Source organism: Pseudomonas sp. NFIX10 (assembly GCF_900111955.1).
In the GTDB taxonomy this organism is placed as follows: Bacteria; Pseudomonadota; Gammaproteobacteria; order Pseudomonadales; family Pseudomonadaceae; genus Aquipseudomonas; species Aquipseudomonas fluorescens_AA.
Window position 1 is genome coordinate 57,756 of sequence record NZ_FOKH01000023.1, and the last position, 15,683, is coordinate 73,438.

General features: G+C 60.8%; 13 protein-coding genes. 2 read left to right on the plus strand and 11 right to left on the minus strand.

Features of this window, described 5'->3' with window-relative positions; all coding sequences use genetic code 11:
- Positions 1-182 precede the first annotated feature (182 nt).
- The gene (locus BM321_RS20315; protein ID WP_092444304.1) at positions 183-3,251 is read right to left on the minus strand and encodes a D-2-hydroxyglutarate dehydrogenase YdiJ; all 3,069 of its coding nucleotides are present in this window, start codon (positions 3,249-3,251) and stop codon (positions 183-185) included.
- A 157-nt stretch (positions 3,252-3,408) separates the two neighbouring features.
- Between BM321_RS20315 and BM321_RS20320 the strand changes: the two genes are divergently transcribed.
- The gene (locus BM321_RS20320) at positions 3,409-4,311 is read left to right on the plus strand and encodes a LysR substrate-binding domain-containing protein (protein WP_092444306.1); all 903 of its coding nucleotides are present in this window, start codon (positions 3,409-3,411) and stop codon (positions 4,309-4,311) included.
- Between the two features lie 254 nt (positions 4,312-4,565).
- Positions 4,566-5,300, plus strand: coding sequence for an EthD domain-containing protein (locus BM321_RS20325; protein WP_092444308.1), 735 nt, complete (start codon positions 4,566-4,568; stop codon positions 5,298-5,300).
- A gap of 105 nt (positions 5,301-5,405) precedes the next feature.
- Here BM321_RS20325 and BM321_RS20330 read toward each other — a convergent pair whose 3' ends face one another.
- The 10 genes from BM321_RS20330 to BM321_RS20375 all read right to left on the minus strand — a co-directional run bounded on the left by BM321_RS20330 (position 5,406) and on the right by BM321_RS20375 (position 15,683).
- Positions 5,406-6,539, minus strand: a complete 1,134-nt coding sequence (locus BM321_RS20330) for an FAD-dependent oxidoreductase (RefSeq protein ID WP_092444310.1) — start codon at positions 6,537-6,539, stop codon at positions 5,406-5,408.
- A gap of 497 nt (positions 6,540-7,036) precedes the next feature.
- On the minus strand, positions 7,037-8,506 hold the full coding sequence (locus tag BM321_RS20335; protein WP_092444312.1) for an NAD-dependent succinate-semialdehyde dehydrogenase: 1,470 nt from the start codon (positions 8,504-8,506) through the stop codon (positions 7,037-7,039).
- Between the two features lie 16 nt (positions 8,507-8,522).
- Complete coding sequence (locus BM321_RS20340) at positions 8,523-9,539, minus strand: dihydrodipicolinate synthase family protein (protein WP_092444314.1); 1,017 nt, start codon at positions 9,537-9,539, stop codon at positions 8,523-8,525.
- Positions 9,540-9,566: 27 nt separating this feature from the next.
- On the minus strand, positions 9,567-10,577 hold the full coding sequence (locus BM321_RS20345) for an ornithine cyclodeaminase family protein (RefSeq protein WP_092444316.1): 1,011 nt from the start codon (positions 10,575-10,577) through the stop codon (positions 9,567-9,569).
- A gap of 99 nt (positions 10,578-10,676) precedes the next feature.
- Positions 10,677-11,627, minus strand: a complete 951-nt coding sequence (locus tag BM321_RS20350; protein WP_256573456.1) for a LysR family transcriptional regulator — start codon at positions 11,625-11,627, stop codon at positions 10,677-10,679.
- Positions 11,624-12,355, minus strand: a complete 732-nt coding sequence (locus tag BM321_RS20355) for a FadR/GntR family transcriptional regulator (RefSeq protein ID WP_256573457.1) — start codon at positions 12,353-12,355, stop codon at positions 11,624-11,626. The genes BM321_RS20350 and BM321_RS20355 overlap by 4 nt, the downstream gene beginning before the upstream one ends.
- Positions 12,352-13,137, minus strand: coding sequence for a cyclase family protein (locus BM321_RS20360; RefSeq protein ID WP_175534951.1), 786 nt, complete (start codon positions 13,135-13,137; stop codon positions 12,352-12,354). Before BM321_RS20360 ends, BM321_RS20355 begins: the two co-directional genes overlap by 4 nt.
- Positions 13,124-14,131, minus strand: coding sequence for an NAD-dependent epimerase/dehydratase family protein (locus BM321_RS20365; RefSeq protein ID WP_092444321.1), 1,008 nt, complete (start codon positions 14,129-14,131; stop codon positions 13,124-13,126). Before BM321_RS20365 ends, BM321_RS20360 begins: the two co-directional genes overlap by 14 nt.
- Positions 14,122-15,114 carry a fumarylacetoacetate hydrolase family protein gene (locus tag BM321_RS20370; RefSeq protein WP_092444323.1) on the minus strand — a complete coding sequence of 331 codons (993 nt, stop codon included), beginning with the start codon at positions 15,112-15,114 and terminating at the stop codon, positions 14,122-14,124. Before BM321_RS20370 ends, BM321_RS20365 begins: the two co-directional genes overlap by 10 nt.
- On the minus strand, positions 15,111-15,683 hold the full coding sequence (locus BM321_RS20375; protein WP_092444325.1) for a cupin domain-containing protein: 573 nt from the start codon (positions 15,681-15,683) through the stop codon (positions 15,111-15,113). Before BM321_RS20375 ends, BM321_RS20370 begins: the two co-directional genes overlap by 4 nt.

The window sequence follows — 15,683 nt, forward strand, 5'->3', positions numbered from 1 at the left end:
GGCGACCTCGACAAAGCCTTCATCCAGTCGCAAGGCCGGGCCATACCCAGCCCCCATTGGGAAGATCTATGCCTGTTGAAAGGCTCGGGCCTAACCCAGCCCCATGTGGGAGCGAGCTTGCTCGCGATGAGGCCCACCTTGCCGACACTTCATTGCCTGACCCACCGCCTTCGCGAGCAAGCTCACTCCCACAGGGGATCTGTGCCTATCTCTTTCACCCGCGCCAACAGAACCTGCAGGGGATGAAGCACCGTCACACCCTCTTGCCGCTTCACCTGGCTGCGGCAAGAGTACCCATCGGCAACCACCCTGCCCGACCGATTGAGTTTCTGCAGGAGCGGTTTCCAGGACTGCCTGTAGATCGTGTCGGACGTTCCAGCGTTTCGCGTTTCATGCCCGTAGGTGCCCGACATTCCGCAACAGCCGCTGGCTTGTACGTGAAGCGTCAGGCCCATGCGCTGGAAAATCTTCTGCCATTGCCCGATGCTGCCCGGCTCATTGGTCTTTTCCGTGCAATGGGGCAGGAAGTGGTAAGGCTCTCCCTCCTCCACTGCTGCATCTTCTGGCAGGGCATCCATCAGCCACTCCTGCGCGAGCAACACCTGGGGAGCGTTGCCGGTATCCAGTGTCTTGGCATACTCCTGTCGATAGACCAGGGTCATCGCCGGATCGAGCCCCACCAACGGCACTCGATACCGCTGGAGGCTGAGCAAGGTCTGGCCGTTGAAGCTGGCGGCCTTCTCGAACGCTTTCAGGAAACCCTGCACCTGAAGCGGTTTGCCGTTGGGCGCGTACGGGGCCAGGAAGACTCGGTAGCCCAGCCTCGAGATCAGCTCCACCCAATCAACGAGCAATGGCGTTTCAAAAAACCGGGTAAAAGCGTCCTGAACGAGGATGACACTTTTCTCACGCTGCTCAGCACTAAGCGCCTCCAGGCGTTGCGGAGTTGCCACCTCTACGTTCCAGCGCCGGCACACGGCGGCAAAATCCACCAGGCTGAGCAGCGGGCTATCGACCATCCCGGCGACTCGTTCAAGCCCCCAGCGGATCGGCCGGGCACTCATCACGAAGTTGTACAGCCGCGGCATCTTGGCGAGATACGGAACCGTGTATTCCAATGAGCCAATCAGGTAGTCCTTGAGAGGACGCAGGTAGCGACTGTGATAAAGCTCAAGGAAACGCGAGCGGAACTCCGGCACATTCACTTTCACAGGGCATTGGCCCGCGCAGGATTTGCAGGCCAGGCAACCGCTCATGGCCTCGTAGACCTCATGGGAAAAATCCCGCTGCCCCATCTTCCGGGCCAGGCTATTCACGGCCCGACGTGCAAGGCCCGGCGCCCCGCCAGCCCCTCGAACCCGTTCGCTGGCCGCCAGTACATCGACACCCTGCTCGCCCTGCAACCTCAGCCATTCCCGGACCAGCGAGGCCCGCCCCTTGGGCGAGTGAATGCGATTGCGCGTCGCCTTCCAGGATGGGCACATGGCGTCATCAGGGTCGAAGTTGTAGCACGCGCCATTGCCATTGCAATGAACCGCCGTGTCATAGCTTTGCCAGACACGTTCATCGATGGTGCGATCCAGGGCACCGCGCATGTCCACTTCATCGACGCGGGTCAATCGAGCGCCGGGCAGCGTGTTCGGGGTGGCGATCTTGCCTGGGTTGAGTTGGTTGAATGGATCGAAAGCCGCCTTCAGCGCTTGCAGCGCGGGGTACAGATCACCGAAGTAATCGGGCACGTATTGCGACCTCAGGCCCTTGCCATGTTCGCCCCACAACAGTCCGCCGTACTGTTGCGTCAAGGCCGCGACCGCATCGGAAATCGGCCGGATCAAGGCGGCCTGGGCCGGGTCCTTCATGTCGAGGATCGGCCGCACATGCAAGACACCGGCGTCGACGTGACCGAACATGCCGTACTGCAGGTCATGGCCATCGAGCAGCGCACGGAACGCCTGGATGAAGTCCGCCAGGTGTTCGGGTGGAACAGCGGTGTCTTCGACAAACGGCTGGGGCCTGGCCTCGCCCTTGACGTTGCCCAACAACCCCACGGCCCGCTTGCGCATCGAATAGACACGCTTGAGCGCATCGGCGCCGATGGCCAGTGTGTGGCCCAAGCGGACCACGGAAGCATCGCGCTGCAGGTGCCGAACGAACTCATGAACCTGCTGCTCAACCGCCGCTTCGTCATCCCCGCTGAACTCGATGAGATTGATCCCGAGCGTCGGCGTATCAGGGTCTTCAGGGAAATACTCGGCGACGCCGTGCCAGACAATGTCCTTCATCGCCAGCATCAGCACTTTCGAGTCCACGGTCTCGATCGACAGCGGCTTCATTGCCATCAACGCCTTTGCATCACGCAAGGCATCCATGAACCCGGCGTAACGCACGTTCACCAGGATGGAGTATTTTGGGATAGGCAGGACGTTCAGTTTGGCCTCGACGATGAAGCCCAGGGACCCTTCGGAGCCGCAAAGAACGCTGTTCAGATTGAAGCGCCCATCGGGCTCGCGCAGATGGGCCAAGTCATAGCCGGTCAGGCAACGGTTGAGTGTCGGAAAGGTGTCCCTGATCAGCTCGGCTTGGGTATCGGCGATGTCCACCGCGCACTGGTAGACCTTCCCCACCCGATCCTGGCGTTCGACCAGCACCGGCAACAGCGCGGCGTCGACGGCTGAACTGGTGAGACGATCACCGCCCAGCAACACCGTCGAAAGCTCGAGCACGTGATCGCGCGTCTTGCCGTAGGTGCAGCTGCCCTGGCCACTCGCGTCCGTGTTGATCATGCCGCCAATGGTTGCGCGGTTCGACGTCGAGAGTTCAGGGGCAAAGAACAAACCGTAGGGCTTGAGCGCTGCGTTCAACTGATCCTTGACCACACCGCTCTGTACCCTGGCCCAGCGCTCCTCGACGTTGATTTCCAGGATGTGGTTCAGATGGCGGGAAAGGTCGACCACCACACCATCGGTGAGCGATTGCCCGTTGGTGCCGGTGCCTCCACCGCGTGGCGTGAGCACGACCGCACGGTGCGCGGGTTCGGCGGCCAGGCGCGACAGGATCATCACGTCCTGTTCATCCAGGGGAAATACCGCCGCTTGGGGCAGGCGCTGGTATATGGAATTGTCGGTGGCCAATACCGTCCGGTCGCCATGGTCGCGGGCAATCTCGCCTTGGAACCCCGCCACTTGGAGCGCATTCAGAAAAGCGTCATAGGTCGCTTTCTGGGGTTCAGGAGGCGATAACCGGGCAATCATGATGTATTCCTACAGGCTGAAAAGCTAATCTATGCATTCACATTACGTATGCTCAGTACAGGACGTATCGAGCAGCTGCATAAGGCTTTAATGATTCTTGCCTTCCCATACGGTCGGAGCAAACGTAATTCCTGCTGTTTTTGCATGAGCTTTATGAATGAACCCTAGACGACTGACGCCCTCGATGTCGCTGCTGGTTGCCTTTGAGGCCGCCGCACGCCATTGCAGCTTCACCAAGGCCGCGGAAGAGTTGGCACTGACGCAAAGCGCCGTCAGCCGACAGGTGCAGACCTTGGAGGCGCAGCTTGAAATCGAACTCTTCCGCCGTGAAGGGCGAAAGATTGAATTGACCGCCGCCGGCGCGCTGTATCAGCACGAGCTGGCGGCTGCATTGGGGCGTATTCGAAGCGCAACGTTGCAGGCCATCGCCTACAAGAACGACAGCGGCCCATTGAACCTGGCCGTGCTGCCAACCCTGGGTTCCAAATGGCTGCTGCCGCGGATGCATGAATTCTATGCCAGGCACCCGGACCTGCTGGTGCACATACATTCGAGGATCATCCGCGAGGACGTTCAATCCTCCACCCACGACATGAACGCGATCATCTGCGCAGGCTCGGGGGAGTGGCCTGGCTACATTGCACATCAATTGCTCACGGAAAAGCTGGTGGTGATCGCCAGCCCGACCGCACTGCCCGAGTACCGGGCAATGTCGCCGGCGAACGTTGCCGAGCATGCCTTGTTGAACGTCGTATCAAGGCCGGGGGCCTGGTCGGACTGGTTCGACAAGCACAACGTCGACCACCGCAACATGCGATCCGGCCCGAGCTTCGAACTCACGGCCCACCTGATCCAAGCCGTGTCGGCGGGGATCGGGATTGGGCTGGTTCCACAAATCCTGGTCCAGGATGAACTGAAGAGCGGCGACCTGGTTGCGCTGTTTGAACCGATGGAAAGTGGACGCCGCTATTACCTTGTCTATGCGAGCCGATACCAACACCTGCCGGCGTTGAAGGCCTTCAGCGCCTGGCTTGTGTCGTTGCCCTTTCCTGACAACTGAGGCCTGGGAGGTCCTTCGCCGGACCGAGGGAACGTGAGCTCTGCACTGCGCAGACGATGTGGCTGACCGGAAACAGCCTCGTGGTCTGTGGGCCCTCGTCAAGCATGTTTTTGCGCGATACCTGCCAGCAGAAACACTGATTGGTTTCGAGGGCGATCTTGGTCTTATCTTTTATTTCTAAAAAATTACGGTGAGTGCAGCCCGCCAAAAACCGTATTCGATGTGTTCAACCCCAACCAGACGCGAGTGCCCTCATGATTAAAATGCTAGCTGCCGTACGCCGGAAACCCGGCATGACTCATGCCGAGTTCTTGAGCTATATAGAACACCAGCATGGAGAAATCGCCCGGGTCAAACCTCTAGGTGTCAAACGATACGTGCAGAACCATGTCATCGACTCGGCGTTCGGGGTGGACTCCGATAGCGCCTACACACAAACATTTCACCGAGACTCCGTCACGGAATTATTTTTTGACGATATGTCAGGCTTGATCCACACCTTCAGCGATCCCTATACCCAACAAACCGTCGGACCCGATGCAAAAAATTTCGCCGACCTGTCCAAACAGGCCGCTCAGTTGATGGATGAAGTAGAGATTTCCAATACCGGTTCAGCCCCCCACACATGGAAAGCGATCGTTTTCCTGAAAAAAAATCCAACGGTGCAACTGGATACCTTCTTCACCGCTTGGGATTCAGCTCACAACGCTGTTGCCAATCAATACCCGGATTTCCAGAAAGTGCTGCGCAGGCACGTTCGCTCCAGATACCTGCCCGAGGGTGACCGAGTGACGTCTTATTTCGGGCCGGACATAACGGTATACGAAGGCACTTCCAGCCTGTGGTTTGAACATGAAGCCGATCTTTCTGTTTTTCGTCAGTATCAGCGATCACTGTTCCAACGGCTTTCTGACGAGGGCGTCGTGCTGTCGTCTGAATCTTTTTTCGTCTATGTCAATGAAGTCGTCATCCTGGATTTGTGCCAGTAGAGATTGATGACCTCACCCCCTCTTCGAACTGGATGCTGAGGCGATTCAAGATCGCTCTCTACACCTTCTTTTGCAGGGTGCATCCAGTCGAAGAGTCCCGATAACTCAGATAGGGTCGGCCAACGTCGCAGTGGACTCGCGCATGATCTGGGCATGCTCTTCCTTGTCACCCCCACTCTTTTCTATCTCGCACAGACGCGCAGAGTTCTCCACCACCAGTTGGCAGCGCGCCCATCGCCGCGCTTCGAACCGCGTCAGAGCAGCCTGTAGATCGCTATCGGCGAGCAGTTCTTCGGCCAGCACGATGGCGCTCTCGATGCCAATGCCAGCCCCGGAAGCCAGATGTGGCGTGGTGGCATGCACCGTGTCTCCAATCAGCACGATGCGACCTTTATGCCATGGCAACGGCACCAGTAAATTGGCCAGCGGACGATAGTCGATATTGGCGCCCGCCTCGTACAGTTGCGGCACCAGCCCTTGCAGGATCGGCGCGGGGAACTCACCCAGCAGGCGTGCCATTTCACCTGACCAACTGGCCGGATCGATCCACTCGGAAAATTCGCGGTTTTCCAAAAGGAACATGTACATATGCGTTTCGGAAATCGGGTTGACGCCAACCTTGGTGCGGCCCAGCCAATGCGTGGGGCGTACGATTTGCGGCGGACGCTTCAGCACCGCGCGCCAGACACTCTGGTGAATGGGCTTTGGCGAGGGCGCCTCCGGGAAAAACTCCTTGCGCATCCGCGAGTGCACGCCATCGGCAGCGATGACCAGGTCATAGCGCCCAGCGGTGCCGTCGGTGAAAGACACTTCAACGCCATTCTCGTGCTCGATGATGCGGTCGAACGTGATGCCCAGGCGCACATGAGTGCCCACCTCCCGCGTCTTGTCGGCAAAGATCCGAGCCAGCACCGGGCGCAGGATGCCGCCACCACAGGGTATCGGCTTATCGCTGACCGGAGGTCGAAGCGCCAACTGCACGATCAGGTCGCCTGCCGGTGAAAACACATCGAAATTGGTCGACAGATACCCTTCCCCAGCCACCCGCTCAAGAATCCCGACCGTGTCCAGTGCCCGCAACGTGGGTCCACTGAGCGTAATACCCGCCCCCAGGGGACACCACAGAGGGTCTATTTCCACCAGGTCCACTTCGACGCCCTGAGAGGCGAGCTGGATAGCTGCGGTCATACCGGAAAACCCGCCTCCGATCACCAGGACCTTACTGACTGCTGCAATCATCACGCTCTCCTAATTATTCTTATTTCAATCGGGCTGACATTGCATGGCACACCGACTGGCTCTGCAGCGCTATCGACTCAATGCCGCAAACTCATGAAGTTCCGACTGAAAATGCCGGATCGACAACGAGACTATCGAATCGGCTATCAGCGCTGAAATCGCTTTCCACAATCAGAGGTATCGCAGGAGGTGATGGGTGTCGGAGGGAAGGCTTGTTCGATTGCTGAATACCCGCAGTCCGCTTGTGGGAGCGAGCCCGCTCGCGATAGCGGAGAGTCAGTTTGCAGTGATGCTCGATGTGCCGGCGTCATCGCGAGCGAGCTCGCTCCCACAGGGGCAGCGCGTGTTCACGGTATCTGGACACAACACAAAAACCTGTGGGAGCGGGCTTGCTCGCGATGGCGGTGGTCAGTTTGCAGTGAGGTTGAGCCGACACGAGGACGCTTGCCTCGCGCATAGGAAGCGAACTGCGGTTCATATGAACCGCAGACGTGGGTTCACACGTTTTCCAAGCCATCCCAGCAGAGGTATTTCACTTCAAGGAACTCATCGATCCCAAGGTGAGATCCCTCTCGCCCAAGACCGCTCTGCTTGATGCCTCCGAAGGGTGCGACCTCATTTGAAATCAAGCTACAGTTGATGCCTACCATGCCCGATTCGATGCGGGCGGCGTTGCGCCAGATACGGGCCGCGTCGCGGCTGAACAGATATGCCGCCAAGCCGAACTCGCTGTCGTTGGCCATCGCAATGGCTTCGTCGTCCCTGTCGAAACGCATCAGTGGCATGACCGGGCCGAAGATCTCTTCGCGGGCGACCCGCATCCCATGAGTCACATCGGCCAACAAGGTGGGTTGGAAGAAACACCCGCCCAGGGCATGGGGCTTGCCGCCGTACAGCAGTCGAGCGCCTTGCACCAGCGCATCATCGACAAGCGCCTGGGATTTTCGTACCGCCGCGTCATCGATCAACGGCCCGACCTGTACACCCGGCTCCAGGCCATTGCCCACTTTCAGGCGTGCCATGCGCTCGACGATGCGCTCGGTCAATGCGTCATAGACTCCTGACTGCACCAGCACCCGATTCGCGCCGATACAGGACTGTCCACTATTGCGAAACTTGGCCAACATCATACCGTCAGCCGCTGCATCAAGATCAGCATCGTCGAAGACAATGAACGGGGCGTTGCCGCCCAGTTCCATGGAGCATTTCTTGACCGTCTGTGCCGCTTGCGCCAGCAGCAACCGGCCCACTTCCGTGGACCCGGTGAAGGTGAGCTTGCGCACCAGCGGGTTGGCCGTAAGTTCACCGGCAATGTCACGGGTGTCATTGCCGGTGATCACACTGAAAACACCGGCCGGCACACCCGCACGCAGGGCGAGCTCAGCCAGCGCCAGGGCGGTCAGGGGTGTCTGGCTGGCCGGTTTCACGACCATCGTGCAACCGGCCGCGAGCGCTGGAGCGGCCTTGCGCGTGATCATGGCAGCGGGGAAATTCCAGGGCGTTATCGCCGCGCAAACCCCGATGGGCTCGCGCAGAACCACAATGCGCTGTGTGTCCTTTACGCCCGGAATCAGATCACCGCGCACCCGTGTGGCTTCCTCGCCAAACCAGCGTACGAAAGACGCCGCGTAATCGACTTCACCCCGCGCCTCCTCCAGTGGCTTTCCCTCCTCCAGGGTAATCAACGTGGCAATGTCCTCACGATGTTCAACCATCAACTCGAACCAACGGCGCAACACCTCGCCACGGCGTTTAGCCGTCAGGCGGCGCCACGGGCCGAAGGCCTCCTGCGCCACGTCGATGGCGCGCCGAACCTCAGCTTCACCGCAGCGTGGCAACTCGGCCAACACCGATTGATCCACCGGATTACGCAGCGTGTACTGGCCGTGCGGCGTCTCGGTCAGCCACTCCCCAGCGATGTAGGCACCGGTACGCCACAGCGTGGGATCCTTAAGTAAATGCTTCACTTTTCAATCCTCTCAATCAGCACGGGTGACGTCCGATCATGAAGGCACTGTCAGGGTCCGCAGTCACCGGCAGCCCCGCCGCAACCAACCCTTGACGCAGGGACTTCATGAGGCGATCCGGCACGCGCATCGCCGGGGCGCGCAGTGGGCCACCGTTGAAGCCGGCGAGCCAATCCTGGTATTTCCACATCGTGCGGTTGAGTACCCCGGTGCCGCCGGCATAGCTTTGCGCGGCGGCGCCGTTGGCGCTACGGGCCGGATTGACCTTCCAATACAGCTCCATCGCCTCCTCGAAGCGGCCCGTGCGGGCCAGTTCGAAAGCTTTCGGGTAGTAGTCGCTCATCCAGGCCGTGTTGCTGGTGCCGGAAAACTGCAGTTTCATCAGGCTCATCAGGGGGATCGCGTCAGCTTCGATCGGGCAACTGATCACCACCTGATCACGAAAGTGGTAGTACATCTCGCAAATGCCCGCCGGCAGCGGGAACCCTTGCTCCGACTTGATGGCCGCGATGTTCGGGCAATCGGTCAGCAGCCGACGAACCAACTCCAACGACATCCCTGCCGGATGCACGCGCTCAAAGCCCCAGAGCGGAATCGGGAACAGCATGACGGCGAGGTCCGTCGCGTCGCAGAACGACTTGGTGTAGTCGTAAATTTCCTGCTCGCTGGTCGGCCAGAACTGCGGCGGATAGGAGAGCAGGACGATGTCTGCACCGGCATTCTCGGCGAGCTTCACCGCTTCGATGTTCTCTGCCAGCGTGCCAAAAGCCGCATGGAAGAACAGGATCAGGTTTTTCCCCGACTCACGGGCCCAGGCCGTGAACTGGGCGTTTTCCTGGGCAGAGATCGCCAGTTCGCTGCACAGCAACGTGCTGCTGTAGCCCAGTCCTGCCGCCTGTTCGATGTCGTGGCGTATGCCCCGTTCATTGAGACGCTTCAGGTCGGCGCTAAAACTCGGGATGGTGACCGCCGAGCAGCCCATCAGGTATTCCCGGGCCCAGGCACGGGCATCCGCTTTCTTGTAAGTGGCCATGGTGATTTCCTTTGAACAGTGAGGGGGTTATTTCGAGACAGGGACAATGCTGGCAGGCAGCTCGATACCGAGGCTCTGTTGCCTGGCGCGCTCGTACAACGCTTGTGCGATGACGACATCCTGCAACGCCGAGCCCACCGATTTGTAGAGGACAATGTCGTTGGCGTTCTGGCGCGGGTTGACACGACCCGCCACCAGGTCCGACAGCGCGACCAACTTGTCGGCGACATAAACGCCGGCACTGATCGCGGCAATGGCGTCACCCGTATCGTGAAGCACCTCTTGCGGCATATCCGCGACGATGCAGACGGCTCGCTCCATCGTGACCGGGTCAACCTCCCGTTGCTCAGGCAAGGTGGACCCCAGCGACACGACCGTAGCGCCCGGGCAAAGCCAGGCGCCTTGCAGTACCGGAGACTCGTCACGGCTGCGTGCGGCACAAATCACCACGTCACAATCCCGTACGGCCTCTTGCGCGCTGTTCACCGCTTGGATATCCAGTCCGGGCCTGAAGCTTTCGGCAAACCGCTCGCGGCTCGCGGGCGTCGGACTGAAGACCCGGACATGGGCCACATCGCGCACGGACTTGAGGCAGTCCAGCGCGCCACGAGCCTCAAACCCTGCACCAATCACACCTACCCGCAGCGCGCGCTCGGGCGCCAGCAAATCGACTGCCAGCGCAGCGGTTGCCGCGGTGCGCAACCCCGTCACCCGATTGCCATCGATCAAGGCGCTGAGCGCCATGGTTTGCTGGTTGAACAATGCGATCAGGTAGCTGGCGCAACACGCCCGCATCGAGGCCGCGATCAACTTGCAGCCCATATGGCCGCCAGCCGGGGGTACAGCGGTCAAACTGCGCAGCCAGATGCCATCGCCCCGGGCCATGGAACGAGGCGGTACCATGGCATCCGATGCAGGGTGTGCGTACGCCTCGGCGAGCGCGGCAACGGCGGTACTCCAGTCGGCGAGCGAGGCAACATCGGCGTCGCTGAGAAAAAGCGTCGGGGCAATGGCTTGGGACTCTTGGGGGTGATGCATCGCGCTAACCTCGCAATCGGGTATCAATCAGTGATTGACTGACACCCTACGAGGCCCACACCCCACCGAATACTGCTGGGGATCGAAAGCAGCTATCGCTCAAATCGATGGCATGGCCAGACTGCAGATCAGCCGGCGCACTTCACGGGAGGCACGGGTCAAGGGACGACGGGGCGACTCGACCAGCACGACGAAGCGCTCCAGAAGTGGCTCAACGATACGCGATGACATCAGCCGTTGATCCAGCGAGCCCGGTAGTACAGAAGCAATCGCATAACCGCCACCGGCCGCCACGACTTCGTACTGGAGTTGGACGGAGTCGGCTTCGACGGCTACGCACAACGCCACGCCATGCTCGGCGGCCAGATGATCGAGCCTGGCCCTCAGCAAATGCGGTCGTCCGGGCACGACCAATGGCAACCCCGATAGATTTTTCAGCGCAATATCTCGATTGCCGAGCAGAGGATCGACGGCGGGCCCCACCAGATGCAGCGGTAGCCTGGCCAGCAAGTGGGCTTGCCCGATGCTGGCCTCGCTCTCGCGCAGCACCAGTGCCATATCCAGGCGACCATCGTGCAGTTGCTCTTCGAGTTGAGCGCTCGCGCCCTCGATCAGGTGCAACCTCACCCCCGGCATCTGGGCGCGCACCGCAGAAAAAAGCGTTCCCGCAAACCGACGCACCGCGGAGGGCAACATGCCTACGACCACCTCGCCCACCGGTTTGCCACGCAAGTTGCGAATGTCATCGGCAAGCCCTTCAGCGTCCGCGAGAAGGCCCGATATACACGGCAACAACTGCTCCCCAAATTCGGTCAGGACCACCCCGCGCCCCGTACGATGAAACAGGCGCTCGCCACATTGCGACTCGAGCGCGGCAATATTGCGACTCACCATGGACTGTGGCATATCCAGCAGTACGGCCGCTTTGCTGAGGCTGCCAGCCGCCACGACACGTACGAACAAGGTCCAGCGAGGATCGATGATGGTGAGCGCCGTGGCAGGATGCTGCATGGCCGTGTCCGGCACCTGGGAGTTCTGGTTATTCGTCATATCATCAGCTCTTGGCGCGCTTGATGCAGATACTCGCGACTGTCGTGAAGGTGCAGGCGCATGGCAGCGCGCGCACATTCAGCGTCCTGATTGAAGATCGCCTGGTAAATCTGTTCGTGCTCGCTTTGCATGCGCTGTTCGTAGTGCGAAGGCTCATCGTGAAACAGGCGCGCGCAGTCCAGTCGGCTGCGCGGGATGATGACCGCGCCCAGATTGAGCAGTGTGTTAGCGATGTAGTGATTGCCTGTTGCCTGGGCAATGTTCAAATGAAACTGAAAATCCAACGCGGCCCGATCATTGACACTGACCGCAGGCTGCCCGAGCTGATCGAGGAGCGCCCGCAACCCCGCCAACTGATCCGGGCTGCGTCGCAAGGCGGCGAGCCCGGCGGCTTCTACTTCAAGACCGATCCGAAACTCCATGATCGCCAGCGAATCTGTGATGATGCCGAGGGTCGCCGGGTCGATGAAGGCCCCCAGCGACAGGGTGCTACCGCGCACAAACGTCCCGATACCGTGGCGTGTCTCGACCATTCCAGCAGCCTGCAGACGCGACATGGCCTCGCGCACCACGGTTCTGCTGACCCCATGCTCAAGCATGAGGACCGATTCGGTGGGCAACTGTTCACCACCACGCAGTCGTCCCTCAAGAATGAGCCCTGACAGCAGCGCCTCGAGCCCCCGGGACAGGCTGCCGCGTTTTTTTCCACCGCCCGCCGGCACGTTCACACCTCGAAAATCGCTACGGCGCGGACAAAGCCGGCCGAAGCGTGCCTGATTTTGTAGGGGAAGCAGGACACCTGGAAACCATGGGCCGGCAAGCATTCCAGGTTGGCCAGTTTCTCCATCTGGCCGTAGCCGATGTCGCGCCCGGCCTTGTGCCCTTCCCAGATGATCGAGGCGTCGCCCGTGGCGGCGAAGCGTTCGCGTGTGTACTTGAACGGCGCGTCCCAACTCCAGGCATCGGTGCCGACCACGCGCACGCCGCGCTCAAGCATGTACAACGTAGCCTCGCGGCCGATGCCGACCCCGGCATCCAGATACCCTGGCTGACCGAACAGCGCACCGGCGCGAGTGTTGACCAGGACAATGTCCAACGGCTGCAGCACGTGGTCGATGCGCGCCAGCTCGGCTTGCACTTCGGCGGCGCTGACCACATGGCCATCCGGCAAATGACGAAAGTCCAGCTTCACGCCGGGTTGCAGGCACCATTCCAACGGCAACTCGTCGATGCCAAACGCCGGCTTGCCACCGTCCGTGGTCGAGGCGTAGTGCCAAGGGGCGTCCATATGCGTACCGCTGTGTGTCGTGATCTGCAGGCGCTCAGCCGCCCAGGATTCGTCGCCGGGCAGTTGCTCCCTGGACAGGCCGGGGAACATCGCAGCCATCTCCGGCCAGCCTTGCTGATGGTCCATGTAGTCGATTTTCGGCAACAACGGCGGTGGGTCGGTGTAGGGGTTGTTGTCCAGGGTAACGGACAGATCCACCAGGCGGCGTTTAGTTGATTGCATGATCAGTCACCCCAAGCGCCACCCGTCCACGCACACGACGCGCCGGGGCAGCAGTGTTCAAACTGTTTCGTATCAAGGCGGCAGCCGAGCCGTCATGGCGAAAGCCAAGGGCACGGGCCAGAGGGGTTTTCATTGCAGGGAAGTTGCCGAACAACGCTTGCAGCCCGGCATCCGGTGCGAAGCTGATCAACCCGCGGCGTTCCTGGCCGTAGGCAGCGGCCAGGGCATCGATGACCTGGGCAATGGACAGGTGCAACAACGGCAATTGCCAGACACGTGACTCGCCAAGTTCGGCGGCGGGCAATTCGGCGGCCCGTAACAGGTTATCCACGCAACACCGCACGGACATCCACCAGGCCTGCGCCTGCGGCGAAACCGGGCAGCAATACGGCTGGCCTTCGGCGAAGGCGTGCAGCAGATCGCTCATGAACGCCGAACGCAGTCCATTGGGTTCACGTGGACGGGCGACAATGCCGGGCAGGCGCACGGCACGACCGTCCACCTCGCCTCGTCGGGCAAGGTCGTTGAGGGCCATTTCCACCATCGCCTTGTGCGCACCATAGCTCAACTGCGGGCGCGGCACGGCACGCTCATCGATGCGCGCCGGCAGGTCGCCGCCGTACACCGCCACGCTGCTGGCATACACCAGCACCGGCGCACCAGGCTGCTCGCGCAACTGGCCAAGCAGCTCCAGGCTTGCCAGCAGGTTGACCTGATAGCCCAGTGAATAGTGCTGCTCGGCCGCTCCACCGGGGATGCTGACCAAATGAAAAACCACATCGATGCCATCGGCCAGCGCGCGACGCAGTAACGCGGCATCGGTCACACTGCCGCAATGCCGGCGCAGGCGCTTATCGTCGGCAAACCCTGCCAACTCTTTATCCAGCAGTATCAACGCGCTGATCGACCGGCCTTGCAGTTCATTGGTTTGGAGCAATCGTTTCACCAGCGCCCGGCCGACAAAACCATTGGCCCCGGTAATCATCACGCGCATGGGAGGCCTCCGCGCACGACACGCTGGTCTATCGCCCCGAAAACCGACTGCCCTTGCAGGTCGAAGACTTCCATGCGCACGCGATCACCGAAGCGCATGAAGGGTGTCTGTGGCGCGCCCTGCTCGATCATCTCCACGGCACGACGTTCGGCGATGCAGGCAGCGCCAACCGTGGGGTCGGCATTGGAGACGGTGCCGGAACCGATCAGGCAGCCCGCCCTGAGGCGGCGGGTCAATGCCGCGTGGGCAATCAACTGATGAAAACCGAAATGCATGGCGCCGCCATGGGCATGGCCAAACCACTTGCCATTCCATTCCACCTTCAGCGGCAAGTGCACACGCCCATCGCGCCAAGCCTCGCCCAACTCATCGGGGGTGACCGCCACCGGGGCAAAACTGGATGAGGATTTGGCTTGGATAAAACCGAAGCCGGTCTTCATTTCACGGGGGGCGAGTGTACGCAGGCTGACATCGTTGACTTGCAAAATGAGCCGAATATGACTGGCGGCCTGCTCTGCCGAGCAGCCCATGGGCACGTCATCGACCAACACCGCGTACTCGCCTTCAAAGTCGATGCCGTGGGTCTCACTCGGTAGAGCGATGTCGTCGTGGGGGCCCAGGAAATCATCGCCACAACCCTGGTACATCAGCGGGATGTGTTCAACGCCTTCGATCGGATCAAGCGCAAACGCCTTCTGCATCCGCTCCCCGTGACTGAGGAACGACGAGGCATCCAACCACTGCCAGGCACGCGGCAACGGTGCAGCGGCCTGCGCTGGATCGAAGGCAAAGGCACCGGCCTGGGTGCCCTCATTCAAGGCCTCATACCGCGCGCGCAAGGCGGCCTCGACGCTCGGCCAATGCTCGATGGCATCCTGCAGCGTCGCGGCAATATCGCTGGCATCCACTGCCCAGGCCAGGTCGCGGGACACCACCAGCAGGCGACCGTCGCGGCTGTGATTCTTGAGAGTACTGAGCTTCATGCCTGCTCTCCTTGCAGCTCGGGCGCAAAGCGGCCATCGAGCAGGACGAAGAGCATGCGTGCCATCTGCTCGGTACGATTGCTCCAGGCGTGGTTGGTGCCTCGCTGCACGACGATATCACCGCGCTTGAGATGTACTTCCTCGCCATCGAGCACCAACCACACCTCACCCTCCGTGACCACGCCGTAATCGAGCGTTTCGGTACGGTGCATCAGCTTGTGTTTCGAATCCGCCTGTCCCGTGCCGGCATGGGCCTGGCCAATTTCGGCGAAGGCCGCCGCGGCATCTTCGGCGCTGATTTGGTTCTGCATGCTGTCGGGCGGAATATCCACCACCCGGATCACACTGCCCAGTGGGGCCGGACTCAATTGGAGTGGCTTACGAGTGGGATCGTCACCGTTATCCAGCACGGCCGGGCTGGCGCCACTGTTCCAGATCTCATGGAAGACCGTGCCAGGTACGGACTTGAGCGGGAAGCTATTGGGTGTCGGTCCGCTGAGCGCGACCACCGCCTGGCCCTGGGCGTCGTGCCCGGTGACCACGCGTTTGAAACCAGGAAGTTGTTGCAT

Coding starts and splice junctions, on each gene's coding strand:
- BM321_RS20365 (WP_092444321.1), bottom strand. CDS start 14,131: ATGCGCGTGATGATTACCGGGGCCAATGGTTTTGTCGGCCGGGCGCTG.
- BM321_RS20375 (WP_092444325.1), bottom strand. CDS start 15,683: ATGCAACAACTTCCTGGTTTCAAACGCGTGGTCACCGGGCACGACGCC.
- BM321_RS20360 (WP_175534951.1), bottom strand. CDS start 13,137: ATGCAATCAACTAAACGCCGCCTGGTGGATCTGTCCGTTACCCTGGAC.
- BM321_RS20370 (WP_092444323.1), bottom strand. CDS start 15,114: ATGAAGCTCAGTACTCTCAAGAATCACAGCCGCGACGGTCGCCTGCTG.
- BM321_RS20325 (WP_092444308.1), top strand. CDS start 4,566: ATGATTAAAATGCTAGCTGCCGTACGCCGGAAACCCGGCATGACTCAT.
- BM321_RS20320 (WP_092444306.1), top strand. CDS start 3,409: ATGAACCCTAGACGACTGACGCCCTCGATGTCGCTGCTGGTTGCCTTT.
- BM321_RS20350 (WP_256573456.1), bottom strand. CDS start 11,627: ATGACGAATAACCAGAACTCCCAGGTGCCGGACACGGCCATGCAGCAT.
- BM321_RS20340 (WP_092444314.1), bottom strand. CDS start 9,539: ATGGCCACTTACAAGAAAGCGGATGCCCGTGCCTGGGCCCGGGAATAC.
- BM321_RS20315 (WP_092444304.1), bottom strand. CDS start 3,251: ATGATTGCCCGGTTATCGCCTCCTGAACCCCAGAAAGCGACCTATGAC.
- BM321_RS20345 (WP_092444316.1), bottom strand. CDS start 10,577: ATGCATCACCCCCAAGAGTCCCAAGCCATTGCCCCGACGCTTTTTCTC.
- BM321_RS20330 (WP_092444310.1), bottom strand. CDS start 6,539: ATGATTGCAGCAGTCAGTAAGGTCCTGGTGATCGGAGGCGGGTTTTCC.